The sequence below is a fragment of the Rathayibacter sp. AY1G1 genome (genome assembly GCF_002932095.1).
Taxonomy (GTDB): Bacteria; Actinomycetota; Actinomycetes; order Actinomycetales; family Microbacteriaceae; genus Rathayibacter.
Genome location: NZ_PSUZ01000023.1, coordinates 32,197 through 57,131 on the forward strand (window position 1 = coordinate 32,197; position 24,935 = coordinate 57,131).

The window sequence follows — 24,935 nt, forward strand, 5'->3', positions numbered from 1 at the left end:
GCCGGTCGGTCCTCGCGCCGGAGGCGGTGACCGCCCGCCCCCGGCGCACCTCCCGCGCCCCCGCCCGCGAGACGGCGGCCGCCTACGCGTTCCTCGCGCCGAACCTGCTGATGCTCGGGCTGTTCGTGTTCGTCCCCCTGGGCGGCGCGTTCCTGATCGGCTTCCAGCGCACGAACGGCTTCGGCGACGGCGTCTTCGTCGGACTCGACAACTACGCGCGGCTGCTCGGCGACGGCCTCTTCTGGCGCTCGACGCTGAACACGGCGCTGTTCACCCTGATCGTGACCCCGCTCTCGATGGCGCTGGGCCTCGGCGCGGCGGTGCTGATGAACTCGGTGCTGCCCGCGCGGCCGGTGTTCCGCAGCATCCTCATCCTGCCGATGGCGGTCTCCGGCGTGGCGACGGCGCTGATGGGCGTGCTGATCTTCGACGAGAACAGCGGCGTGCTCGACGGCATGCTCCAGACGATCGGCCTCCCCCGCATCGCCTGGCAGTCCGGCGGAGCGGCGGCCTTCGCCTCCGTGGTGCTCGTCACCCTGTGGTGGCGCACCGGCTTCAACATGCTGATCTACCTGGCGGGGCTGCAGGGGGTGAACCCGGCGCTCTACGAGGCGGCCCGGCTCGACGGAGCGAACGCGTGGCAGCAGTTCCGCCACGTGACGCTGCCGCTGGTCGGCCCGTCGTCGTTCTTCCTGCTCATCCTCAACGTCATCTACTCGTTCCAGGTGTTCGACATCGTCTTCGTGCTCACCGGCGGCGGACCGCAGAACGCGACCTCGGTGCTCGTGACCTACGCCTATGACACCGGGTTCGTCACCCGCGACCAGGGCTACGCCGCGGCCATCGGCATCGTGCTGCTGATCCTGACCATGATCTTCACCGCGGTGCAGTGGCGCACCAACCGCTCGAGGGACCTCGTCGAATGATCCGCACGTCGCGCACCTCGCGCCTGCTCCGCCTCGCCCTCGCCCTCGCCGTCTCGGTGGTCATCGTCTTCCCGCTGTACTGGATGGTCGTCGTCGCGTTCTCCTCGCGGTCCGAGCTGCTCGGCGGCACCCTCCGCCTCTGGCCGCGCGAGCTGACGCTGGTGAACTTCGAGCGCGTGTTCTCGTCGTTCCCCGTGGCGACCTGGTTCGGCAACTCCCTCGCGATCAGCCTGGTCACCGCTTTGATCACCGTGACGATCAACCTGCTCGGCGGCTACGCCTTCGCGCAGCTGCGGTTCCGCGGATCCGGAGTGCTCTTCCTCCTGGCCCTGTCGACGCTCACCCTGCCCGTGCAGGTGATCATGGTGGCGCTGTTCCGGCTCGTCACCGACCTCGGCCTCTACGGGAGCTACTGGGCGGTGATCCTGCCGACGGCGGCATCGGCGTTCGGGCTGTTCCTGGCGCGGCAGTTCATCCTCGCGATCCCGCGGGACCTGATCGAGGCGGCCCGCATCGACGGCGCCGGGCACTTCCGCGTGTTCACGGCCATCGTCCTCCCCCTCTCGAAGCCGCTCATCGCCGTGCTCTTCTTCATGTCGCTGCTCGGCTCCTGGAACGACTTCGCCTGGCCGCTCATCGCCCTGAAGGAGAACGCGCTGTTCACGCTCCCGATCGGGCTGCTCTTCCTCCAGGGGCAGTTCGGCAGCGACTACGGAGCGACCATGGCGTTCGCCCTGGTGAACGTCGTGCCGATGGTGGTGCTGTTCCTGGTGTTCCAGCGCTACTTCGTGCAGGGCTTCGCGCGCAGCGGCCTCCGCTGACCCCGCGGCGGGGGGGTGCGGATCGGTGCGCTGAGCGGCCATTCGTCCCCCCGTCCGGGGCCGGGAGTGTCAATCCCCCCGTTCCGCCGACCCGGCCGGCGCCGCCCCGCGGTACCGTCGTCGCAGGCGCCCACCTCGTGCGCTCCGGAGCGCACCGTTCGAGCGGAAGGCGGGATCGCCATGAGTACCGTCGCCGCGAACGCCGCCCAGCAGAAGGTGGCCGGCCGCTACTACCTGATCGAGCGCATCGGCTCCGGCGGGATGGGCTCGGTCTACCGGGCCCGCGACGAGACCGTGCAGCGCGAGGTCGCCGTGAAGGTGTTCCGCGCGGAGGCCTCGAACCCCGAGGACGTGGCCCGCCAGGAGCGCGAGGTGCGGATGCTGAGCTCCTTCGCCCACCCGGGCATCGTCAACCTCTTCGACGCGGGGCTGCACAACTTCGGCGGCGAGGTCCGCCGCTACGTCGTGATGGAGCTCGTCGCCGACCCCACGATGGAGGCGCGGCTCGAGTCCGGCCCCCTCCCGGCGGCGGAGGTCGCTGCGATCGGCACGCAGCTCGCCGAGGCCCTGGCCTACCTGCACGAGCGCGGCGTCGTGCACCGCGACGTGAAGCCCGCGAACATCCTGGTCAGCGAGGTCGCCTCCAGCGGCTACACCCGCACCGCCAAGCTCACCGACTTCGGCGTGGCCCACTTCATGGACGGCTCCCGCCTGACCAGCGACGGCGTCGTGATCGGCACCGCGAGCTTCGTCAGCCCGGAGCAGGTCGCGGGCGAGCCGATCAGCGGAGCGAGCGACGTCTTCTCCCTCGGCCTGGTCCTCCTCGAGGCGATCACCGGTCACCGGGAGTACTCGGGCACCGTCCTCGAGGCGGCGATCGCCCGCCTCCACCGCAGCCCCTCCGTGCCCGACACCCTGCCGGCGGAGTGGCGGGCGCTGCTGACCTCGATGACACAGAGGGACCCGGAGAAGCGTCCGACCGCCGACGAGGTCGCGCACCGGCTCCGCGGCGGGATGACGACGGGCTCGGCTTCGGGCGCGCCGACCGCCTCGGACTCGCGCGCGGCACGGATCCGGCGCTCCGTGATCATCGGCTCGAGCGTGGTCGGCGTCGGCGCGATCGCGGCGCTGTCGTGGATGCTCGGAGCGCTCGCCGGTCGCTGAACGACCGGGCGCGGGGCCCTAGGCCTCGCCGGGGAACGCGGGACGGAGCACGATCCGCGTCCAGGCGCCCACGTAGATCCGATCGCCCTCCTCGACCTCGCGGCGCTGACCGGCGGCGATCGGCGACTGCGGGAGCGCAGCCCCGGCCGGGGCGAGGTACGTGCCGTTCGCCGACTGCAGATCCTCGACCCACCAGCGGTAGCCGTCGGTGCTCAGCTGGCAGTGGCGCCGCGAGACACCGGAGTCGGAGCCGCAGTCCACCTGCGGCGAGATGCCGCGGGAGACGGACGGGCGGCCGACGAGCAGGGTCCGCTCGCGGAGGACGACGGTCGCGGGCGGGCCGGGCGAGGGCATGGGGCCGTCGGCGCGCTGCTCGGCGTACCACTCCGGGTCGACCCAGAGCTCGGCGATCCACGGGCGGTCCGGGTCCGCGGAGGCGGCGGCGGGGCGGGCGGAGCCGGTGGCCGGCGCGGACGCGGCCTCCTCCTCCGACGCTGAGGCCTCGGGTGCCGCGTCGGGGGCTGCGGCCTCGGGTGCAGGGGCCTCCGGGATCACCTCGGTCGGCGGAGCGGCGGGCGGCGCGGTCGCGACGGGGGTGTCGAAGCCGGCCTCCTGCTCCGGGACCAGCTCGGTCGGAGCCGCGGGATCGGCCTGCGGCGCGGGCGCCTCGCCCAGGTGCTGGGCCGGGTCCCCCGACGGCGTCGCGGAGCCGCCGACCTCGCCCGGAGCGCGGACGGCGCCGGAGGAGGTGAACGGATCGGCCTCGGGGAGGGAGCCGGTCGTGAAGTCGTAGCCGCAGTTCTCGCAGAACAGGGCGCCGGGCTCGTTCGGGAACGAGCAGTGCGGGCAGACCGAGGGGCCGGTCGGGATCGCGGTGGTCGGCGCGGCGGGAGCGGGCGACGGGGCCGCAGCGGCACCGATGGGCGCCCCGCAGACGTCGCAGTAGTCGCCGGACTGCGAGGTGTGCCCCTCGGGGCAGCGGAAGCTCACTTGCGCACCCGCGTGGTCTTGGTCGACGCGGTGTCCAGCGCCATCTCGTCGAGGCGGTCCACGCCGCGCTTGAGCCGCACGGTGCCCTCGTTCGGGTTGTCGATCTCGACGACCTTCCGCAGCTTCGCGGTCGCCTCGTCGTTCCCGGTGACGGAGGCGAGCTGCACCGCGCGCCCGAGCTTGACCGTGGCGGTCGCCTCGTCGCCCCGCGCCTTGGCTGCGAGCCCGTCCTGGATCGCCGAGGCGAGCTCGGTCTGGCCGGTGTAGTGGGCGACGGCGGGGTCGATGCGGGCGGTCAGGGCGGAGTCGTCCGTCCAGCGCGCCTTCACCAGGGCGGAGGCGACCACCTCGTCGCGCACGCTGAGCTGCACCCGCGCGGCGAGCTGCTCCGAGCCGACCGGCTTCGACGCGACCCGGACCGCCACGTGGTACTCCCGCGACTCGTCGCCCCAGGCGCCGGTCGGGTAGGCGCCGGTGAGCGGGTTCACGGCGTTCCGCCGGGAGCTGAGGTCCTCGAGGTTCGGAGCGACCTGGCGGACGAAGAGCAGCTGCGCGCCCTGCGGAGTCCAGACGCGGAGCTCGCCGTTGGCGACTCCCCGGCCCATCGACGCCCGCATCAGCGACTCGAAGTCGGCGGCCATGTCGGCCGGGTTCGCGATCAGGCCCACGGTGCCCAGCAGGGCGCTCGCGATGGTGCGCGCCTCCTCGACGATCCAACGGGAGCCGACGCCGCGCACGTCGCACTGGAAGTCGCCCGACGCCGCGCGGATCGCCGCGTCCAGCTGCATCCGCGACTCGTGCTCGTTCTTGCCGTCGGTGAGGAGGATCGCGTGCCTCTGCGTCGCCTCCGGCACGGTCGCGAACAGCTGGCGGGCGAGGGTCAGCCAGGTGCCCATCGCGGTGCCGCCGTCGGCCTGGAGGTAGCCGATCGCCTCCTTCGCCGCGGCCCGCGCCCCCGGCTCCATCCGCACCATCGAGACGGTGGCGTTGGGGTAGGGGAAGGCGCGGTCGGCGCGCTCGGATCCGGCCACGACGGCGAAGAAGGTGCCGTCCAGGATCTGGTCGACGGCCACGGCGGCGGCGCGCTTCGCGGCCGTCATGTTCTCGCCGGTCATCGATCCGGAGCAGTCCACGATGATGATCTCGGCCGCGGCCCCGTCGGACCCGGCGACCCCCGTGCCGGACGCGGTCACCGTGACGATGGCGTGCACGTCGGTGGCGCCGTCCGAGAGGAACTCGTTCTGGAAAACACTCGCGCTGAACTCCGCCATTCCGGCAGTTTACGGGGACGCCCGGCCCGAGCGGCCGTCCATCGCCGAGGATCGGCCGGGCATCGCGGCCCGACGCCTGCACGACAGCTGTCGGGGCGGGCGGAGGCGGGTCGAGCGCCGCCGGAGCGCCCCCGTCAAGCCCGCCGCGGCCGGACACCGCCGGTGCCAGGGTGGAGCCGTGCCTCCCTGGACCCTCGCCCTCGCCAGCGGCGCCATCGGCGGCGCCACCCTCCTGATCGGCGCCGCGCTCGCCTGGTTCGTGCGCGTGCCCCCGAAGCTCACCGCCGCGATCTCCGCGTTCGGAGCAGGGGTGCTGATCTCGGCGCTCGCCTACGAGCTCGTGCAGGAGGCGGCGGACGACGGAGGACTGCTCCCGACGATCCTCGGCACGCTCGCGGGAGCCGTCGTCTTCGTCGGCGCGGACGCGCTGCTCACCCGCGCCGGCGCGGGGAACCGCAAGAGCGCGAAGGGGTCGGGCGGAGGAGGAGGCGCGGCCATCGCGGCCGGCGCCCTGATCGACGGGGTCCCCGAATCGATCGTGCTCGGCCTCTCGGTCGCCCAGGGCGGAGCGGGAGCGGCGATCAGCGTGCCCATCGTCGCCGCGGTCGCGATCTCGAACCTCCCCGAGGGCCTGTCCTCGACGGTCGGCATGAAAGCCGACGGCCGCTCCGCCCGCTACGTCTTCACCGTCTGGGGCGGGATCGCCGCGATCTCGGCCGCCGCGGCGCTGGTCGGCTTCCTGGTCTTCGCCACCGCACCGGGCGCGGTCGTGGCCTTCGTGACGACCGTCGCCGCCGGCGCGATCCTCGCCATGATCTCGAACACGATGATCCCCGAGGCGTTCGACCGCGACGACGTGCTCACCGGGCTGTACGCGGTCCTCGGGTTCGTGACGGCGTTCGCCTTGCACAGTGCTGGTTAGGACGCCGCTCCCCGCGCGGCGTCCCGCAGTCGGCTCCAGCGCGGGGCCGGGTCCCGAGGAGCGGGTCGCGCACGGCGACGCGGATCCGCTGGAACGCGGATCCCCGGATACGCCTCGCGAAGACGCCGCTCCCTTCGCGGCATCCCGCAGTCGGCTCCAGCGCGGGGCCGGGTCCCGAGGAGCGGGTCGCACACGGCGACGCGGATCCGCTGGAACGCGGATCCCCGGATACGCCTCGCGAGGACGCCGCTCCCCGCGCGGCGTCCCGCAGTCGGCCCGAGCGCGCGGCCGGGTCCCGAGGAGCGGGACGCGCACGGCGACGCGGATCCGCTGGAACGCGGATCCCCGGACACGCCTCGCGACGGCGCCGCTGCATTCGCGGCGTCCCGCAGTCGGCCCGGGCGCGGGGCCGGGTCTCGATGAGCGGGATGCGCACGGCGACGGGGATCCGCTGGAACGCGGATCCCCGGACACGCCTCGCGAGGACGCCGCCGCCTGCGGAACGGAGTGCGGTCAGCCGCTGAAGGCGGTGAGGGCGTCGTCGAGGATGCCGAGGCCGCGGGCGACCTCGGCGGAAGTGATGACGGCCGGCGGGACCACGTGGATCCGGTTGTCGGCGGTGAAGGGCAGGAGGCCGCGGGACAGCAGGTCGGCCTTGAGGCGGGCGACGGAGGCCGCCGGCAGCGGGGTGCGCGCGGCCCGGTCGGTGACCAGCTCCAGCGCCCAGAACACTCCGGAGCCCCGGACCTCGCCGATCAGGTCGTGCTTCGCCTCGAGCGCCGCCAGGCCGGGGGCCAGGTGCTCCGAGCCGATGGTGCGCGCGTTGTCGACGATCCCCTCCTCCTCCATCGCCTCGAGCGTCGCGACGACGCTGGCCGCGGCGAGCGGGTGGCCCGAGTAGGTGAGACCGCCGGGGAAGACGCGCTCGTCGAAGTGGTGGGCGATCGGATCCGAGATGACGACGCCGCCGATCGGGACGTAGCCGGAGTTCACGCCCTTCGCGAAGGTGATCAGATCGGGGCGCACGTCGAAGGCGTCGAAGGCGAACCACTCCCCCGTGCGGCCGAAGCCCGCCATGACCTCGTCGAGGATCAGCTGGATGCCGTACCGGTCGGCGATCTCGCGCACACCCGCGAGGTAGCCGGGCGGCGGGGTGAGCACGCCGGCGGTGCCGGGGATGGTCTCGAGGAGGAACGCGGCGATCGACTCCGGCCCCTCCGCCTGCACGACGCGCTCGAGGTGGTGGAGGGCGCGCTCGCACTCCTGCTCGAGGGTCTCGGCCCAGAACTCGCTGCGGTACAGGTAGGGCCCGAAGGCGTGCACGTGCCCGCGGGAGTACTCGTTCGGGATGCGGCGCCAGTCGCCGGTCGAGACGATCGCCGCTCCCGTGTTGCCGTGGTACGAGCGGTACAGCGAGACGACCTTGTCGCGGCCGGTGAACAGCCGCGCCATGCGGATCGCGTTCTCGTTCGCGTCCGCGCCGCCGTTGGTGAAGAAGACCTTCTCCATGCCCTCGGGCGCCCGCTCGGTGATCAGGCGGGCCGCCTCGGCGCGGGTCTCGTTCGCGTAGGCGGGGCCGACGGTGGTGAGGACGCCCGCCTGCTCCTGGATCGCGGCGACGACCTTCGGGTGCTGGTAGCCGATGGTGACGTTCACGAGCTGGCTCGAGAAGTCGAGGTAGCGGGTGCCGTCGACGTCCCAGACCTCGGCGCCGAGACCGCCTGCGATCGGCAGCGGGTTCAGCGCGCCCTGCGCCGACCAGGAGTGGAACACGCGGGACCGGTCGGCGGCGGTGACCGAGGCGTTGTCGCGGACGGTGGGGGCGGTCGAGGACGTCATGCTCCCCATCGTGCCGCGCGCGCCTCGGAAGCGGGCGTGCGGATCCGTCGATCCGCGGACCCTACGATGGACGGAACGTCGAAGGGAGCCGCGCATGCCCGCGACCGTCCGCGATCTGCTGGCCGAACCGGCCTTCCGCCTCCGCGTGCTCGCCGGCGTCCACGACGAGGCCGATCTCGACGCTCCTCTGGTCTGGGCGCACTCCTCGGACCTCGTCGATCCGACGCCCTGGCTCGAGTCGGGCCAGCTGCTGCTGACCGACGGCGTCCACTTCACCGGGCACGACAGCGCCGAGTTCTCGGAGGAGTACGTCGCCCGGCTGCGCGGCCGCGGCATCCGCGCGCTCGGCTTCGCCACCCGCATCGTGCACGACGAGGTGCCCGCCGCTCTCGTCACGGCGTGCGACCGCCAGGGCCTGCCGCTGCTGGAGGTGGCGGACCTGACTCCGTTCATGGGGATCATCCGCTTCGTCGCCGACGTGATCTCGCGGGAGCAGCGCGAGCGGCTGGAGTGGTCGCTCGAGGCGCAGCGGCGGGTCGCCCGCGCGGCGCTGCGGCCGGACGGGCTCGCGGCGATCCTCACCGAGCTGGAGCGGCAGCTGGACTGCTGGGTCGCCCTCTACGACGCGGCCGGGCAGAGGGTGCACCTGCCCACCCGGCTCGACGTGCCGGCGGAGGAGGCGGTCGCCGCGGCCGCGAGGCACGCGCTGACCCGCGGCAGCCGAGCGGGACTCCGGCTCGACGACGGCGGCGGTGTGACGCTGCAGACGATCGGGCGCCGCGACCACCTGCGCGGGGTGCTCGCCGTGGGCACGGGCACGCCGCTGGACCCGGCGGGCAGCGACCTCGTCGCGAGCGTCATCGCCCTGGCGAGCATCGCGCTGGAGCAGCGGCGCGCGCTGGACTCCTCCCGCCGGCAGCTGCGCTCCGGACTGCTCGAGCTGCTGGCCGCGGGAGCCTTCGACGTCGCCGAGAGCACCGCACGGCGCCTGGGGAGCCCGCTGCCCGCCGAGCCCGTGCGGGTGGTCGTGCTGAGCGCGCCCGTGCACGGCGACTCGCTCCTCGACGAGCTGGAGGTCGTGGCGGAGGAGGACGGCGCGCGCCTGTTCTTCGCCGAGAGGGACGGCTCGCTCGTCACCGTCGCCGCCGCCGACGGACTCGGGCCGCTGACCGCCGTGCTGGAGCGGCACGGCGCGAGCGCCGGCGCCTCCGCCCCGATCGGCTGGTCCGACCTGGACCGGGGCCTCGAGGAGGCGCGGCGCGCCGCCGAGCGGACAGGAGACAGGACGGTGGTCCGCTTCGAGGACGTCGCCGCCGAGGGGATGATCGGGCTCCTCGCCGCCGCCGGAGCCGCACCGCTCGCCCGCCGGATGCTCGCACCGCTGCTGACCCCGGAGGGAGCCGTGCTGCTCGAGAGCGCCCGCGTCTGGCTCCGCCGCAACGGCGCCTGGGAGCCCGCCGCCCGCGACCTCGGCGTGCACCGTCACACCCTCCGCAACCGCATCACCGCCGTCGAGCGCGCCCTCGGCCTCGACCTCGACGACGTCTCCGCCCGCACCGAGCTCTGGACGGCGCTGCGGCTCCACTCATAGCCTCTCTCCTCCTTCGTCGTCGGTCGGCCGCGGTCGGCCTCAGAACGCGGGAACGATGGGAAGAGCGGGTCGCGTACCGCGCACGACGATCCGCTCCCACGCGGATCGCCGGTTGCGCGGTGCTCAAGAGCCTCTCTCCTCCTGGCGTCGTCGATCGGCCGCGGTCGGCCTCAGAAGGTGGGAACGATGGGAAGAGCGGGTCGCGTACCGCGCACGACGATCCGCTCACACGCGGATCGACGGTTGCGCTCGGCGGTGCTCAGGAGCCTCTCCGGTCGACCGACCGCCTCCCGCCGGCGCGGAGCGCAACCGGTGATCCGCGTCCCAGCGGATCGACGTGCGCGGAACGCACGACGCCCTCCAGAACGGAACCACCCTCCCCAGCCGACCGCAGGCGATCGACGACGAAGGAGGAGAGAGGCTCACCAGCGCCGCGGCTGCGGGCGATCGACGACGCCAGGAGGAGAGAGCCTCACAAGCGCCGCGGAGCGCAACCGGTGGTCCGCGTCTCAGCGGATCGACGTGCGCGGAACGCAGGACGCTCTGCGAGACGCGACCACCCTCCCAGGCCGACTGCGGGCGATCGACGACGAAGGAGGAGAGAGCCTAGGAATGCTGCGGGAACCCGAGGTTGATGCCGCCGTGGGAGGGGTCGAGCCAGCGGCTGGTGATGGCCTTCTGCTGGGTGAAGAAGCGGACGCCTTCTGCTCCGTGGGCCTTGGTGTCGCCGAAGAGGGACGCCTTCCAGCCGCCGAAGGAGAACGTGGCGACGGGGACGGGGATGGGGACATTGATGCCGATCATGCCGACCTCGACCTCGTTCTGGAAGCGGCGGGCCGCTCCTCCGTCGTTGGTGAAGATGGCCGTGCCGTTGCCGAACGCGCCGTTGTTGATGAGTGCGACGCCCTCCTCGTAGGAGGCGACGCGGACGATGGAGAGCACCGGTCCGAAGATCTCCTCCGTGTACGCGCGGGAGGTGGTGGGGACCTTGTCGAGCAGGGTCGGGCCGAGCCAGAACCCGTTCGCGTCCCCGTCCACCTCGATGCCGCGGCCGTCGATGACGACCTCCGCGCCGTCCTCCTCCGCGATCGCGATGTAGGAGGCGACCTTGTCGCGGTGCGCCTCGGTGATCAGCGGGCCCATGTCGCAGCCACGGCGGCCGTCGCCGGTGCGCAGGGTCGCGGCCCGCTCCTGGATCTTCGCGATCAGCTCGTCGGCGACGGGCTCGACCGCGACGACGACCGAGATCGCCATGCACCGCTCGCCCGCCGAGCCGAAACCGGCGTTGATGGCGGAGTCGGCGACGAGGTCGAGGTCCGCGTCGGGGAGCACCAGCATGTGGTTCTTCGCCCCACCGAGGGCCTGGACGCGCTTGCCGAGGCGGGTGCCCGTCTCGTAGACGTACTGCGCGATCGGGGTCGAGCCGACGAACGAGATCGAGCGGACGTCGGGGTGCTCGAGCAGCCCGTCGACGGCCTGCTTGTCGCCGTTGAGCACCGTGTAGACGCCGTCGGGGAGGCCGGCCTCCTTCCAGAGGGCGCCGAGCCAGATCGCCGGGGACGGGTCCTTCTCGGAGGGCTTCACCACGACGGTGTTGCCGGCGGCGATGGCGATGGGGAAGAACCACATCGGCACCATCGCGGGGAAGTTGAAGGGGGAGATGATCCCGACCACACCCAGCGGCTGCTTGGTCGAGTAGACGTCGACGCCGGTGGAGACCTGCTCCGAGTACTCGCCCTTGAGGTGGTGCGCGAGACCGGTCGCGAACTCCACGACCTCCTGGCCTCGGGTGATCTCGCCGAGCGCGTCCGAGACGACCTTGCCGTGCTCCGACGTGATCAGCTCGGCGAGCTCCTGCTTCTTCGCCTCGAGGAGCTCGCGGAAGCGGAAGACGATCTGCTGCCGCTTCGCGAGCGACGTGTCGCGCCAGGCGGGGAAGGCGGCCTTCGCGGAGGCGACGGCGGCGTCCACCTCGGCGGAGTCGGCGAGCGCGACCTCCTTGGTCGCGACTCCCAGCGCCGGGTCGTAGACGGGAGCGGTGCGGCCGGACGAGGAGGCCGAGGGAGCCCCATCGATCCAGTGGCCGACGACGGACAGGGCGGTGGCGGGCTCGACGATGCTCATGGCGACGACTGTAGGGGCGTGACCACGGCCGCGGGGGTGCCGATCCGTCCAGCGGTGGAGGGGTGATCTGGACGGATCGGCGCGCTCAGTCGGCGGGACGGGAGGCGTCGGCGTCGGGCGACGGGGTGGCCGGGTCGGGGTCGGCCGCGCTCGGGCCCGCAGCGCTGGGATCCGCAGCGCCGAGGTCGGCGGCGCCGGTGTCGGCAGCGTCCGGCTCCGCACCGTCGGGATCGGCCCCGGAGTCGGCGGCATCCTGCTCGGCTGTACCGGTCTCCTCACCGTGCACCTCGGCAGCGGACGCTGCATCCGCTGCCTCCGCCGCACCCGCCGGGTCGAACCGCGCCAGCGCGGCCGTGATGTTGTCGTGCCCGCCGCGCTCGTTCGCCCAGGCGACCAGCGCCTCCGCGAGCGTGACCGGATCCGCGCCCACCCGCTCCTGCGCGTCACGGAGCACGCGCGCGAGGTCCTCGGCGGCGGACGCGTAGTTCCACAGCCCGTCGGAGCAGACCAGCACCCAGCCCGGCTCGTTCAGCTCCTCGAAGGCGACCCGCGGCTCCTCGTCGTGCGCGTCGGCGCCGAGCCAGCGGGTGATGGCGTGAGCGTCGGGCGCCGTCTCGGCCTGCTCCCGCGGCACTCCCGAGGCGATCTGCTCCTGCGCCCACGAATCGTCGACCGTGAGCTGCCGCGGCTCGCCCGCGTCCGGCATCCAGTAGCTGCGGCTGTCGCCCACGTTGCCCGTGACGAGCAGCGCGCCGTCCAGCACCGCCGCGGTGAAGGTGCACGAGGGCGGATTCGACCGCTTCTCGGGCACGGCCGCGTCGATCGCTCCGGAGGCGCGCGCGGTGGCCATCTGCAGCAGCGCGCTCCAGCGGTCCGCTCCCGCGCTCTCCCCGCCGACCTCGGCCTGCAGCGCGCTGAGTGCCGCACGGGCCGCGGCGAGCGACGCCTTGTCGGAGTCGGGGGTCGAGGAGACCCCGTCGCAGACCACCAGCAGCGCCGTCCTCAGAGAGCCGTCGGCGCCGGTGGTCGCCCCGAGCGCCATCGCGTCCTCGTTGGCCGGGTGCCGGAGCCCGCGGTCGCAGACGCCGCCGACCAGCGGGTGCGGCGCTTCGGCCCAGTGCTCGCGCTCGGTCGGAGCGGGGCGTCCGCACTGCTCGCAGTAGCCGTCCTCGGCGACCGCTCCCCCGCAGTAGACGCAGGCGGCGGATCCTCCGACGGCGACGGGCGGAGCGGAGGGGGTGGCCGCGACGATCAGCGGCGTCCCGCAGGCCTCGCAGAACGCGTCGCCCGTCGTGACCGGCTCGCCGCAGTTCGGGCAGGGAGTCGACAGCGCGCCGCTCATGTCAGCGTCCAGCGTCGGACCTCGTTGGCCCGGTCGACGAGGCGCAGGCGCTCGTCGCGCTCGCGAGTGGAGGCGGCGAGCGCGCGGTAGGAGGCCTCGAGGCCGTCGCGGATGGCGGCCTCGTTCGCCTCGACTCCGCCGAGGGTCGCTCCCTCGGCCGGGCCGTCGCGCCGCACCAGCTCGAGAGCGGAGGCGAGGACCTGGGTCGTGAGCTCGAGGCGGGTCCGCTGGTCGATCGACACGGAGTCGACGCTCGCGAGGGCGGCCGAGAGCGCGGGCAGCCCGCGGCCCGACTCCGCCAGCAGCTCCGCCCGGCGGCGGCGCGCGTCGGAGTAGGAGGAGCGCGTGGGCGCGACGATGTCGAGCGCGTCGAGCGCCCCGTCGAGGTCGGAGCGCAGCTGCCGCACCCGGGCGAGACCGAAGGCGGCGGGTGCCGTGTAGTTCGCGTCGGCGCGGGCGCAGATCACGTAGAGGGACTCGGCGACCTCGGGCTCGCCGCTCGCCTCGCACGCCGCGGCGAGCGCGAGCTTCGGGGCGAGCTCGCCGGGGACCTGCCCGTAGACGGTGTTGAAGGAGGCGCGGGCCCCGACGTCGTCGCCGCGCGCGAGCTGGGCGAGGCCGTTCATCCAGACCGCCCGCCACTCCCACGGGTCCTCCGTGAGGATCTCGCCCGTCGCGCGGGCCGCCTCCTCCCAGCGCTGCGCCTCGATCGCCGCCCGGGCGCGGGCGAGCCGCACCTCGACCGTCACGGTGGGCGCGAGCGCGAGAGCGCGCAGGCGCACGATCGGGTCGGCGACGTTCACGCCCGCGAGCCACGACCGGGCGGGATCGGACTCGTCGCGGCGGAGCGCCGGCAGCGCGTCCCACGGCGGGACGCGGTCGACCACGTCGGCCACGGGCGCCTCGAACAGGGCCGACTCCGTCGAGTGCAGCGCGGGGTGTCCGGGACCGCGGTCGGTCGCGACGACCTCGCGCAGCACCCCGAGCAGCTGGCCGCGCATCTCGTCCACCGTGGCGAAGCGGTCCTGCGGGTCGGGAGCGCACGCCTTCGCGATCAGGCGGTAGAAGGAGTCGTAGCGCTGGAACAGCGGCGTCTCCGACACCGGCGGCAGCGAGGCGACGAAGGTCGTCTGGTTGCCGCGGAAGTCGAGCACCAGCGAGGCCAGCGTGCGGCCGATCGTGTAGACGTCGGAGGCGACCGAGGGACCGAGGTCGGCGACCTCCGGAGCCTGGTAGCCGACGGTGCCGTAGATGGCGGAGTCCTCGTCGTCGATCCGGCGCACTCCGCCGAGGTCGATCAGCTTGACCTGGTCGCCCACCTGGATCATGTTGTCCGGCTTGAAGTCGCAGTAGAGCAGGCCGTGGTCGTGCAGGTAGGCGAAGGCGGGCATGACCTCGAGCACGAAGGCGAGCGCCTGGTCCACCGGCAGCGGATCCGCGGCGCCGCCGTTGGCGTCCAGCCGCTCCTTCAGGATCTGCTTGAGGCTCGGCCCGCCGACGTACTCCATCACGATGTAGCCGGCGCCGTCGTGCAGGACGAAGTTGTAGATCTCGACGATCAGCGGGTGCTCGACCTCGGCCAGGAATCGGCGCTCGGTGACGGCCGCCGCGTACGCATCGGGGTCGCCGGAGTTGAGCAGGCCCTTGAGCACCACCCAGCGCCCCGAGACGTTCCGGTCGCGCGCGAGGTAGATCCAGCCGAGGCCGCCGTAGGCCAGGCAGCCGACGACCTCGTACTGGCCGCCGACGACATCGCCCTTCACCAGCTGCGGAGTGAACGAGAACGGCGTGCGGCAGTTGGGGCAGAACCCCTCGGTGCGGCCGGGCCGACCGTCGCGCCCGCGGCCGACGGCGGTGCCGCAGTGCGAGCAGAAGCGCTTGCGCTCGGGGAGGACCGCCTCGGTCATCAGGGCGGCAATCGGGTCGGCGGCCGGGCGGGACGGGACGGTGGTGAGCCCGGCGCCGAGCCTCGGGCCGCGCAGTCGGGTCGAGGTGGTGCCGACGCGGCGGGTGACCTTCGAGCCGGTCTGCGCCGTGCGGGCGGAGCCGAGGGCGGCGGTGGCGAGGCGGGCGGAGGAGGTGCGCGTGCTGCGCGCGGTGGCCGGCTCCTCCGCGGGGCCGGGTGCCGTGGCGCCGGGGGTGCCCTCGACGAAGCCGGTGCCGAAGGCGGCGGAGGCGGTGGCGGGCGGGGAGGCCGGAGCGGCGCGGCGCGCGGTCGGCGCGGAGGCGGCGGCGCCCTCCTCGGGCGGGAGGCCGCAGACGTTGCAGTAGCCGTCCTCGATCGTCCCGGTGCAGCCGGGCGTCGCGGTGCAGGGGGCGCCGTTCATGGGGTGGCCTTCCGGTGGTGCGCGGGGTCGGGGTGCGGGAGGTCGCGGGTGACGACGTCGTACTGCTCGACCAGGTGGCGGGCGAGCGGGACGGAGCAGGGCACCGCGTCGAGGGCGGCGCGCACCTCCTCCTCGGCCGCGACGCCGACGGCGGTGGCAGCGCGGCCGTTGCCCTCGGCCCGCTCCCGCAGCGCCCGGACGCGGAAGCCGAGGGCGGCCCGTTCGCGCAGCGGCGAGGTGTAGGCGGCCTCGACCGCGTCGAACGCGCGGCCGACGGCGGTGAGCCGGGCGAGGTGCGCGTCGAGCGCCTCGCGGTCGGACGGAGGATCGCCCAGCCGGGAGACGTCGGGCACGGCCAGCCGCGGCGGGTCGGCGATCTCGCGGCGGCAACGGGCCACGAGCTCGCGCAGCGGCGCTTCGCGTCGCTCGGCCGCCTCCGCCAGCTCGCGCGCCCGACGGCGGTCGCGCTCGAGTCCGCGCCGCTCGGACGCGGCGATGATCAGGTCGCGCTCGAGCCGGGCGGAGTCGCTCTCGAGCTGGCCGAGCGGCCCCGACACGTCGGCTCCCCGACCCGCCCGCTCGGCGAGCGCGTCGAGGCGGGAGCGCAGCACGGCGACCCGCTCCGCCCGCTCGCGGTCGACCGTGCCGCCGCCGTCACGGGTGAGGTCGCGGCAGCGCTCGATCTCGGCGCGCACCCCCACGATCCGCCCGGCGACGTCGGTGCCGCTGGGGTCGAGCTCGAGCCGGGAGCGCAGCTGGCCGACGACCGCGTCGCAGAGGCGCACCGCCTCCACCAGCGAGACCGCGCCGCTCCCGGAGGCGTCGAGACGGCCCCAGATCAGCTGCGACATCCGCTCGCGCGCCACGACGTCGACGCGGCCGGAGTCCCAGACCGCCTCGAGCTCGGCGAGGCGCCGGGTGACGGACTCGCGGAGCGACTGGGCGAGCACCACGTCGGCCGTGTAGTTCTCGGCCTGCGGCGACGCCAGCGCGGCGGCGTCCAGCCGCGAGAGCTCGCGCGTGGTCCGCTGGAGCCAGCGGGTGAGAGCGGCGAGGTACTCGAAGAGCTCGCGCTGCGGCGCGGCCTCCCCCAGCCGACCCGGAGCGACGGGGGTCCCCTCCGCGAGACCGGTGCTCATCGGCCGTACACCGGGGCCGGCGGCGAGGCCTCGCCGAGGACCCCGAGCCAGCGCTCGTAGATGCTCTGCCAGCGGCCGTCGCTGCGGATGCTCTCGAGCGAGGCGTTGACGAAGCGCACGAAGTCGGGGTCGTCGGCGGGCAGGCCGAGGCCGTAGGGCTCCGAGCTCAGGGCGTCGCCGACGACCTTCGCGTACGGGTCCTGCGCCACGAAGCCCGCGAGGATCGTGTCGTCGCCCGCGATGGCGTCGACCTCTCCTGCCTGGAAGAGGGCGAGGCACTGCGAGTGCGTGGCGGCCTCGACGGCCTCGACCTCCGGGTAGTCGTTCTGCAGGCGGCTGAGCGTCGTGGTGCCGCTGGGCGCGCAGACCCTCTCGCCGTCGAGGTCGCCGATGCCCGTGATCGGGACGCCGTCGGGGTCGTCGGAGACGAGCACCTTGAGGCCGGCGTCGTAGTACTCGGACGAGAAGGCGATCGAGCTCCAGCGATCGCAGGTCATCGTGAGGGTGCGGGCCACCATGTCGACCTGCGGGGCGCCGTCGCCGCCGGTGAGCGCGGGGAGGCGCTGAGCGGAGGTGATCACGACGTAGTCGATGGAGTCGCTGCCGAGGATCGCCCGGGCGACCTCGCGGGCGATGTCGACGTCGAAGCCCTCGATCGCCCCCGTGATCGGGTTGCGGGCGCTCATCAGGAGGGTGTCGGCCGAGACGCCGACGCGCAGGGTCCCGCGCCCGCGGATCTCCGCGAGCCTGGTGCTGTCGGTCACGCCGGTCGGCGCGTAGGAGGTGACCGCCGAGGGCGAGCAGTCCGCCGCGGCAGGAGCGGCGGGAGCGGACGCGCTCGCCGTCGGAGTCGGGGTCGCCGCGGCGAGGGGCGTGCCGAGGTCGTCCGCCCCCGTCGTGCAGCCGGTGAGGGCGAGTGCCGCGGCGGTGGCCAGGGCGAGGGCGGCGGCGCGCAGGCGGTTCATCGGTACTCCTCCAGTCGCTGGGCGATGCCGCGCCAGGCGAACACGGCTCCGGCGAGACCCGCCGCCAGCAGGATCCACGAGACGAGGGTCGCGAACTCCGCACCTCTGTCGAGCGTGGTGGCGGCGGCCAGTGCCTTCTCCTGCACCACGTCGCGGGCGTCGTCGGAGAAGGTGGTGAAGAGGTCGTTCGGCGTGCCGTTCCCGGTGATCGTGGCGACGCGGACGGCCTGGTCCCAGTTCCCGGCGTCGTCCGCCTGCCGGATCTCCTCGTGGAACGACTGCCACTGCCCGAACTCGTCGACGAGCCGTGTCCTCGCCAGCTCGTCCTGCAGGTCGCCCGACAGCTTCTCCCGGGCGGAGTCGACTGCCTGGGTGTAGCGCTCCTCGAGGGCGGCGCCGGAGCCGCGCTTGATCAGCGTGAAGCTCTCGAGCGACTTGGCGTCGCTCGCGGCGATGAGCGCGTTCGACACGGTGAGCGCCTCGCGGTAGGACTCGACCCGCGCCGTCCCCGCGTCCGCCGCGACCGATCCGTAGGCGAGCGCCCCGCCGACGCCGACGACAAGCAGGAGGGCGGTCCCCGTGGCGAGAGGGCGGTTGAGGTAGCGGTGCGTGCGGCGGGCGAGCCAGAGCTGCGCCGCCAGGAGGAGGACCAGCATCACGAGCGAGCCGATCATGAGCAGGACGCTCCAGCGGACGGCGTCGTAGGCGGCCGCGACCCGGTCGGCACCGGAGTCGACGAGCCCGTCGAGGTCCTCGAGGATGCCGCCGTCTCCCGAGAGGGCAGTCGACGCCTGGTCGAGGTACGCCGAGGCAACGGGGAAGCCCTGCCGGTTGTTGGCTCGCGCCTGCTCGATCAGCCCGCTGTAGGTCGTGATGCTGCTGGCGACCCGGGCGAGGGCCCGGGTGTCCGCCGAGTCGGCGGCCGAGAGCCCGGCGATCGCGGAGGCGGCGCCGGTGAGGCTCGAGACGTACGACGCCCGCAGCTCGGTCGGCTCCAGTCCGCCGACGAGGAAGGTGTTGGCCGCGATCGCGTTGGCGTCCACCAGCAGCGTGCGGACGTTCTGCACGCCGAGCAGCTGCGCCGACTGCTCCCGGGCCGTCGTCGCGGCGCGCGCCTGCATCGCTCCTGCCTGCTGCGCGAACACGCCGAACAGCACGGCCGCCAGCGCCGTCAGGGCGAGCAGGAGGCGCAGGGTGGCCGGAGTGGTCGCGGTCGCGCGGGCCAGCAGCGACGGCTTCCGCTGCGCCGGCCGGTTGGCGACCTGGACGAGGGGCGGCTCGGGGATCCTCTGCGCGGGCGGCGCGGCGGGTGCGGTGCTCAACGGCTCTCCTCCTCGGGGTCGTCGGTGACGGGGACGGCCGTGCCGCTCGGGGCGGCGTCCGCCTGCCCGAAGGCCTCCTCAGAGCCGTCGACCGCGCCCTCGTCGTCGTCGCCGGCTCCGTCCGGGCTGCTCGAAGCTTCGGGGCTCTCCACCACGTCCTCGGGGAGCAGGATGCGCAGCTCGTCGAGCGTCGGCTCCTCCACGTCGCGGAGGCGCCAGGCGTGCCGGGCGATCGCCGCGTCGAGGACGTTGCGGACCCAGCGCCCGTTGCCGAACGCCTCCGTGCGCTGCTGCGCCGAGGCGAGGCCCGCGAACGCGGCGAGCGCCTCCTCCGTCGGCTCGAAGTCCGCGGAGGCGGCGAGGCGGCCGAAGATCGCCGAGAGCTCGTCGTCGGAGTAGTCGGCGAAGTCGATCGTGGTCGAGAAGCGGCTGGCGAGACCCGGGTTCGTGTCGAGGAAGCCCTGCATCGGCCCGGAGTAGCCGGCGACGATCACGACGAGGTCGCCGCGGTGGTCCTCCATGTCCTTCACGAGGGTGGTGACCGCCTCCGCGCCGTACTGGTCGAGCGCGAGCGCGTAGGCCTCGTCGATGAAGAGGACGCCGCCGCGCGCGGAGGCGATCACCTCCGCGGTCTTCGTCGCGGTCTGCCCGAGGTAGCCGGCCACCAGCTCCGATCGGTCGACCTCGACGAGCACGCCCTTCGAGAGGATGCCGAGCGAGCGGTAGATCCGCGAGACCAGCCGCGCCACCGTCGTCTTGCCCGTGCCGGGGTTCCCCGTGAAGACGAGGTGGCGGGTGAGCGTGGGCGTGCTGAGTCCGGCGGCCTGGCGCAGGGTGTCGATCCGGAGCAGCTGCGTCTGCCGCTTGATCTCGCTCTTCACCCGGTCGAGGCCGATCAGCGCGTCGAGCTCGGCGAGCAGGTCGTCGATGGACTCCGGCGGGTCGAGCGGCTCCGGCTCGGAGGCGGGCTCCGCGGCGGGAGCGGCGGCGGGCGCCGGCTCGTCCTGCGGACCGTCGTGCTCGGTCCGGCGGAGGCGCTCGAGGATCTCGTCGACCCCGGGCACGCCGGCGGGCAGACCGGTCGGCAGGTCGGCGCTCGCGGCACCGTCCGGCGTCCGGCCGGTCGTGTGCGGTACTCCTCCGCTCGTCGTCGGAGCGGCGCCCCGGGCGCCCGGGACGGCGGAGAGCTGGGCCGCGGCGGTCGCGGAGGCGGAGGCGATGCCGCCGATGCCCGGGTCGCCGAGAGCGCTGGCCGCCGAGACGACCTCGGTCAGGGCGCGGGCGTAGGCGGAGGAGTGGTGAGAGCCCGCGCCGACCAGGGCGGCCAGCTGATCGGTCGGCCCCGACCGCCAGCGCCGGCCGCTCGAGGCGGCGGTGAAGAACGCCTCCAGACCGCCCGTCGCGCCGGTCGCGGCGAGCCAGTCCTGCCCGGCGCCGCGGATCGACTCGGCGACGGCGGCGGCCAGCCGCGCACCCTCGTCGCGGACGGCCGCGGCGTCGAGGCCGGCGGCCGTCCCCGCGAGCACGAGGGCGTCCAGCGCCGGGGCGAGCGCGGTCACGAGGCGCTCGGCGGGGTCAGCGAGCCGGATCCGGACGGCGCTCCCGGCTGCGGAGGCGCGTCGAGACCGCTCGGGGAGAGCGAGGACTCCGTGAACTTCTCGGCCAGGAACTGCCCGTGCGCGATCAGCGCCGAGGCGTCCTGCCGCGAGACGGCGTCCGAGATGCGGTCGAGCGTGCCTCCGAGGAGGTCGAGCTGGTCGCAGAGGATCATCAGCGAGGTCTTCCCCCTGTGCACGGCGCGGCGGTCGGCGAAGTCCCTCGGCAGGCGGAGGTAGCCCTCCACCGCCTCGGGGAGGTAGCTGGTCGCGGTCGCGACGACGGTGTGGCCCTGCCGGCTCATCCCGCCGAGGCGGTCGAGACGGGGCACCATCTCGCGGACCGTCTCGTCGATCCGCTGGATGCGCGCCGCGACGATGCCGGGCACCCGGCCCTCCGTCCGCGTGCCGACCCGGTCGAGCGCCGCGAGGATGTCCTCGCTCGTCGGGACGCTCGGCAGAGCGGGCGCGGTCTCCTCCGGCGCCGCGGGGGCACCCGTGAACAGTCGGGAGATCCAGCCCATCGGCTAGCGGCCGAGATCGAGCGAGGACGTCGCGTCGATGTCCGAGTTGCTGCGGCGGGCCCGCTCGACGTACTCGCCGGCCTTCGCCGTCTCGGTCTGCAGGACTCCGACGGTCTGGGCCATGCTGTCGAGCGCCTTGATCTTGAAGTCCGAGATCGAGTCCATCGTCTGGTAGATGTTCGCGAACGCGGCCTGCAGCTGCGGCAGTCCGACCGTGGCCGAGGCGGCCTGCGACTGGATCGAGGCGGACTGGTCGGCGAGCATGCGCGAGGTGGCCTCGATCATGTTGGACGTCGTGGTGTTCAGCGCCGTGATCTGATCGAGCACGAGGCGCTGGTTGGCGAGCGCCTGCGCCACGATGACCGCCGTGCGCAGCGCCGAGACGGTCGTGGTCGTCGCGCGGTCGACGCCCTTGATCAGCTCGACGTTGTTCTTGATGACGACGTCGATCGCGAGGTAGCCCTGGATCGACACGGCCAGCTGGGTCAGCAGGTCCTGGTGCTTCTGGCGCGCGTAGAAGAGGACGTCCTCGCGCAGCGCCTTCGCCCGCTCCGGATCGGTTGCGTCGAGCTCGGCGATCTTCGCCGAGAGCTTCACGTCGAGCCGCTCGGCGACGTAGATGTACTCGTTGAGACGGGTCATCGTCTCCCAGAGGTTCTGCTTCTCGAGATTCAGGGCCGCGTTGTCCTTCCGCAGCTCGTCCTGCCCGTCGTACAGGGCCTGGATGATCGCGTTCAGGTGCGACTGGGCGCTCTCGTAGCGGCGGAAGTAGTCGGTGATCTTGTTGCCGAACGGGATGAAGCCCAGGATCTTCTTCTGCAGGTTGTCCTCGGACGGGTCCAGATCCTCCACCGTGCGGCGCAGCTCGAGCAGCGTCTTGCCGATGGTCGACCCCTCGGAGAGCCCGCCCTCCTGGAGGGCGCGCACCGGCGTGCTCAGCAGCCGGTTCGACGAGTCGGCGGCCGAGCGGATGTCGGCGTCGCCCATCGTGCGGATGTCGTTGGCCCGCGTCGCGAACTCGGGGCTGCGGGACTCCGTCGCCAGGAGCGTGTCGAGGTAGCCGTCGACCTTCGCCTCGAGGCCGGGCAGGGCGGCTTCCGGCACCTTCGGCGCGATCGACGGCGCCGAGGTGGTCGGCACCGCTGCCACCGGCTCCGGAGGCGTGAGCGAGAGGGCGTTCTGGACGGGCGGCTGCAGGGCCTCGGTCATCGGGATCCTCACCGTTCCTGGCGCTCGGCGCCGACTGGGATGAACGTCCGCCCAGCATATCCCGGGCCCTCCCGCGGGATCCCCGCGAGCCGCCTCGTCCGAGGACTCGACGCGATCGGGCGGCTGTGGAGGAGCATCCGCCGCCGGTCAGACCGCCTTCGGGCGCCTCCGCAGCGTCGCCACCGCGACTCCGGCCAGGGCGAGCGCGCCTCCGAGCAGCGCGGCGAGCGGCGGGGTCTCGCCCAGGACGAGCCAGGACAGCAGCACGACCACCGCGGGCACCGCGTAGGTGGACGCCGCGGTGCGACCCGCGCTGGAGCGCGCGAGGACGTACCCCCACGTCGTGAAGGCGACGGCAGTCGGGAAGATCCCGAGGTAGACCACGGCCAGGATCGAGGAGAGCGGAGCGGCGGCGAGCGCCTCGACGAGCTCCGGGGCGAAGGGCAGGCACGCGACCGTGCCGGCGAGGCAGCCGAGCCAGGTCATCGTCGGTGCGTCGATCCGTCCCAGCAGGCGCTTCTGCAGGGTCGCCGCGCTGCCGTAGACGACGGCGGCGACCAGGCCGAGGGCGACGCCGATCACGTCGAACTGCCCGGTGGAGGTGGAGAACGCGATCACCGCGACGCCGGTCAGCGCCACGAGCATCCCGGCGAGGAGACGGCGGGGGAACCCCTCCCCCAGCAGCAGCCCGGCGAGCACGGCGGTGATCATCGGCGCGATGTTCACCAGCAGCGCCGCCGTTCCCGCGTCGACGTGCCGCTCCGCAGCGTTCAACGCCAGGTTGTAGACCCCGAACCAGGCGACCCCCCAGCCCAGCACGAGCAGGAGGAGGCGCCCGCGCGGGACCGCCGTGCGCGGATCCGGAGCCGCCTCCGAGCGTCGCCTCCGGGCGGTGAGGACGACGCGGACGACCGTGAGCGCGAGCGACCCGACCACGATGCGGCCGAGGGTCAGCGCGCCCGGGCCGAAGTCCTCCGTCGTGGCGCGGATGCCGACGAAGGCCGACGCCCAGAGCAGGACGGTGACCGCGATCGCGCCCCACAGCAGGAGGGCGTCCCTCGTGGAGGGCGGGGCGGAGGAGGAGACGTCGGTCATGAGGCCATCGTGGCGCTGCCGGGGATTCAGCACCAGTTCCGTTCACTGTCGGATCGTTCAGCCGGACTGTACGGTCGTCTCATGCTCGACGTGCACCGGCTCCGCATCCTCCGCTCCGTCGTCGCCTCCGGCTCGATCGTGGGAGCCGCCTCCGGCCTCGGCTACACGTCCTCCGCCGTCAGCCAGCACCTCTCCGCTCTGCAGCGCGAGACCGGACTGACCCTGCTGGAGCGGGTGGGCCGCGGCGTCCGCCCGACCCCCGCCGGACGCGCCCTCGCCGCCCAGGCGGACCGCGTCCTCGAGCGCCTCGCCGAAGCGGAGGCCGTGGTGGAGGAGCTGCGCGAGGGCCGCTCCGGCCGCCTCTCGGTGACGTACTTCGCCTCCGTCGGCAGCGCCTGGATGCCGGAGGTCGCCCGCCGGCTGAGCGCCGCGTTCCCGGGCCTCGCCCTCGACCTGCGCCTGGGAGAGGAGCTCGACGACGACCTCGGCGCGCGCCCCGACGTGCAGCTCCTCGTCGCCTCCTCCGAGCCGACCGCCCCCGGATTCACGGCGCACCACCTCCTCGACGACCCCTACCTCGTCGTCCTGCCCGACGGTCATCCGCTCGCCTCCCGGAGCGAGATCGACCTCGCCGAGCTCGCGAACGAGCGCTGGGTCGACAACGACCTGCCCACCGGCTGGTGCCGCCGGAACGTCGTGGACGCCTGCGCCGCCGCCGGGTTCGCGCCGCCCTTCCACGTCCAGGCGAACGACCACATCACCGCCGCCGCGTTCGTCGCCGCGGGCATGGGAGTGACGGTCCTGCCGGAGCTCGCGGCCCACCGCCTGCCGGACGGCGTCCGCGCCGTGCCCGTCGTCCGTCCCCGGCCCGTCCGCTCCCTCGAGGCCGTCGTGCGCAACTCCGCCGCCTCTTCCGCACCGGTGGCCCTGGTGCTGGAGACACTGAAGGCACTCGTCGCACGCCGTTGAGCGCGCCTGCACGGGCGAGCTCGCAGCACATCGGAGCACGATGGGCGCGTGAGATCCGTCGAACCCGTCACCCGTTCCGCGCCCGCGCTCGGCGGACCGCGCATCCTGAAACAGCGCTGGACCGAGGCGACGTTCCTGCACTGGCGGGTCGACCCCGCCCTGGTGGCGCCCCACCTCCCGGCCGGGACGAGGCCCGACGAGCACGACGGTTCCTCCTGGGTGGGCCTGATCCCGTTCCGGCTCTCGCGGACGGCCTTCCTCGGCGGCCCGCGGGTGCCCTGGCTCGGCACCTTCCCCGAGGTGAACGTCCGGCTCTACTCCGTCGACGAGCAGGGACGACGCGGAGTCGTGTTCGTCTCGCTCGACGCCTCCCACCTCCTTCCCGTGCTCACCGCGCAGGCGGTGTTCGGGCTCCCCTACCGCTGGGCCCGGATGAGCATCGAGCACCGCCACGGCGCGGTGATCTACGACACGATCCGGCACTCGGACTCGGCCGCCCGCTCCCGGATCGTCGTCCGCCCGGGCGACCCGGTCGGCGAGGACCCGCTCGCCTCGTTCCTCACCGCACGCTGGGCCTACCACGAGCGCCACCTGGGCTCCACCTGGTACGGCCGCAACCTGCACCGGCCGTGGCCGCTGCGCCGCGCGGAGCTGCTGGCGCTCGACGACGGGCTGCTCGACGCCGCGGGCTTCCCCGGGCTGGCGACGCGCGCGCCGGACTCGGTGCTGTACTCGGCGGGAGTGGAGACCGTGTTCACGGTGCCGCGGAAGGTGTGAGGGGGGCGGGAACGCTCCTCCAC

Annotated in this window: 20 protein-coding genes; 7 read left to right on the forward strand and 13 right to left on the reverse strand. The window is 73.7% G+C overall.

The genetic code is table 11. From position 1 onward, the window contains the following. The first annotated feature begins 26 nt into the window (after positions 1–26). From C5C36_RS13135 to C5C36_RS13145, 3 genes are all read left to right on the forward strand, one after another. On the forward strand, positions 27–926 hold the full coding sequence (locus C5C36_RS13135) for a carbohydrate ABC transporter permease (RefSeq protein ID WP_244229482.1): 900 nt from the start codon (positions 27–29) through the stop codon (positions 924–926). Next, complete coding sequence (locus tag C5C36_RS13140) at positions 923–1,747, forward strand: carbohydrate ABC transporter permease (protein WP_104233145.1); 825 nt, start codon at positions 923–925, stop codon at positions 1,745–1,747. Before C5C36_RS13135 ends, C5C36_RS13140 begins: the two co-directional genes overlap by 4 nt. A gap of 180 nt (positions 1,748–1,927) precedes the next feature. Beyond that, positions 1,928–2,911: a serine/threonine-protein kinase gene (locus tag C5C36_RS13145; protein WP_104309863.1), complete on the forward strand. Its 984-nt coding sequence runs from the start codon at positions 1,928–1,930 to the stop codon at positions 2,909–2,911. Positions 2,912–2,929: 18 nt separating this feature from the next. Here the strand turns inward: C5C36_RS13145 and C5C36_RS13150 are convergent, their stop codons facing one another. Together C5C36_RS13150 and C5C36_RS13155 are read right to left on the reverse strand one after the other, a co-directional pair. Continuing rightward, on the reverse strand, positions 2,930–3,901 hold the full coding sequence (locus C5C36_RS13150) for an FHA domain-containing protein (RefSeq protein ID WP_104309864.1): 972 nt from the start codon (positions 3,899–3,901) through the stop codon (positions 2,930–2,932). Next, entirely contained in the window at positions 3,898–5,172 is a 1,275-nt protein-coding gene (locus tag C5C36_RS13155; RefSeq protein ID WP_104238603.1) for a VWA domain-containing protein, read from the reverse strand. The genes C5C36_RS13150 and C5C36_RS13155 overlap by 4 nt, the downstream gene beginning before the upstream one ends. Before the next feature lie 178 nt (positions 5,173–5,350). On the opposite strand from C5C36_RS13155, the gene C5C36_RS13160 reads away from it, so the two are divergent. Continuing rightward, positions 5,351–6,094: a ZIP family metal transporter gene (locus tag C5C36_RS13160; protein WP_104223842.1), complete on the forward strand. Its 744-nt coding sequence runs from the start codon at positions 5,351–5,353 to the stop codon at positions 6,092–6,094. Between the two features lie 513 nt (positions 6,095–6,607). Here C5C36_RS13160 and C5C36_RS13165 read toward each other — a convergent pair. Beyond that, positions 6,608–7,933 (reverse strand): aspartate aminotransferase family protein, encoded by a 1,326-nt coding sequence (locus tag C5C36_RS13165; protein WP_104223841.1) that lies wholly within the window; start codon positions 7,931–7,933, stop codon positions 6,608–6,610. 94 nt (positions 7,934–8,027) lie between these two features. Here C5C36_RS13165 and C5C36_RS13170 point away from each other — a divergent pair, with 94 nt between their 5' ends. Then, entirely contained in the window at positions 8,028–9,524 is a 1,497-nt protein-coding gene (locus tag C5C36_RS13170; RefSeq protein WP_181133819.1) for a PucR family transcriptional regulator, read from the forward strand. Positions 9,525–10,130: 606 nt separating this feature from the next. Here C5C36_RS13170 and C5C36_RS13175 read toward each other — a convergent pair. From C5C36_RS13175 to C5C36_RS13220, 10 genes are all read right to left on the reverse strand, one after another. Continuing rightward, positions 10,131–11,648 (reverse strand): CoA-acylating methylmalonate-semialdehyde dehydrogenase, encoded by a 1,518-nt coding sequence (locus C5C36_RS13175; RefSeq protein ID WP_104309866.1) that lies wholly within the window; start codon positions 11,646–11,648, stop codon positions 10,131–10,133. Between the two features lie 85 nt (positions 11,649–11,733). After that, positions 11,734–12,990: a PP2C family serine/threonine-protein phosphatase gene (locus C5C36_RS13180; protein WP_104309867.1), complete on the reverse strand. Its 1,257-nt coding sequence runs from the start codon at positions 12,988–12,990 to the stop codon at positions 11,734–11,736. Further along, positions 12,987–15,317, reverse strand: coding sequence for a serine/threonine-protein kinase (locus C5C36_RS13185; protein WP_104309868.1), 2,331 nt, complete (start codon positions 15,315–15,317; stop codon positions 12,987–12,989). Before C5C36_RS13185 ends, C5C36_RS13180 begins: the two co-directional genes overlap by 4 nt. Next, positions 15,314–16,456 carry a hypothetical protein gene (locus C5C36_RS13190; RefSeq protein ID WP_104287875.1) on the reverse strand — a complete coding sequence of 381 codons (1,143 nt, stop codon included), beginning with the start codon at positions 16,454–16,456 and terminating at the stop codon, positions 15,314–15,316. Before C5C36_RS13190 ends, C5C36_RS13185 begins: the two co-directional genes overlap by 4 nt. Continuing rightward, entirely contained in the window at positions 16,453–17,421 is a 969-nt protein-coding gene (locus tag C5C36_RS13195; RefSeq protein WP_104233136.1) for a glutamate ABC transporter substrate-binding protein, read from the reverse strand. The genes C5C36_RS13190 and C5C36_RS13195 overlap by 4 nt, the downstream gene beginning before the upstream one ends. Continuing rightward, positions 17,418–18,743 (reverse strand): hypothetical protein, encoded by a 1,326-nt coding sequence (locus C5C36_RS13200; protein WP_104262736.1) that lies wholly within the window; start codon positions 18,741–18,743, stop codon positions 17,418–17,420. The genes C5C36_RS13195 and C5C36_RS13200 overlap by 4 nt, the downstream gene beginning before the upstream one ends. After that, positions 18,740–20,302, reverse strand: coding sequence for an AAA family ATPase (locus C5C36_RS13205; RefSeq protein WP_258066325.1), 1,563 nt, complete (start codon positions 20,300–20,302; stop codon positions 18,740–18,742). Before C5C36_RS13205 ends, C5C36_RS13200 begins: the two co-directional genes overlap by 4 nt. After that, a complete protein-coding gene (locus C5C36_RS13210; RefSeq protein WP_104309869.1) occupies positions 20,299–20,862 on the reverse strand; it encodes a hypothetical protein in 564 nt (187 codons plus the stop codon). The genes C5C36_RS13205 and C5C36_RS13210 overlap by 4 nt, the downstream gene beginning before the upstream one ends. 3 nt (positions 20,863–20,865) lie before the next feature. Further along, a complete protein-coding gene (locus C5C36_RS13215) occupies positions 20,866–22,071 on the reverse strand; it encodes a toxic anion resistance protein (RefSeq protein WP_104223833.1) in 1,206 nt (401 codons plus the stop codon). A 147-nt stretch (positions 22,072–22,218) separates the two neighbouring features. Continuing rightward, the gene (locus tag C5C36_RS13220; RefSeq protein ID WP_104249861.1) at positions 22,219–23,166 is read right to left on the reverse strand and encodes a DMT family transporter; all 948 of its coding nucleotides are present in this window, start codon (positions 23,164–23,166) and stop codon (positions 22,219–22,221) included. An 81-nt stretch (positions 23,167–23,247) separates the two neighbouring features. Here C5C36_RS13220 and C5C36_RS13225 point away from each other — a divergent pair, with 81 nt between their 5' ends. Both C5C36_RS13225 and C5C36_RS13230 read left to right on the forward strand, forming a co-directional pair. Beyond that, positions 23,248–24,135 carry a LysR family transcriptional regulator gene (locus C5C36_RS13225; RefSeq protein WP_104309870.1) on the forward strand — a complete coding sequence of 296 codons (888 nt, stop codon included), beginning with the start codon at positions 23,248–23,250 and terminating at the stop codon, positions 24,133–24,135. A 48-nt stretch (positions 24,136–24,183) separates the two neighbouring features. Further along, a complete protein-coding gene (locus tag C5C36_RS13230; RefSeq protein WP_104226183.1) occupies positions 24,184–24,912 on the forward strand; it encodes a YqjF family protein in 729 nt (242 codons plus the stop codon). Positions 24,913–24,935 lie beyond the last annotated feature (23 nt).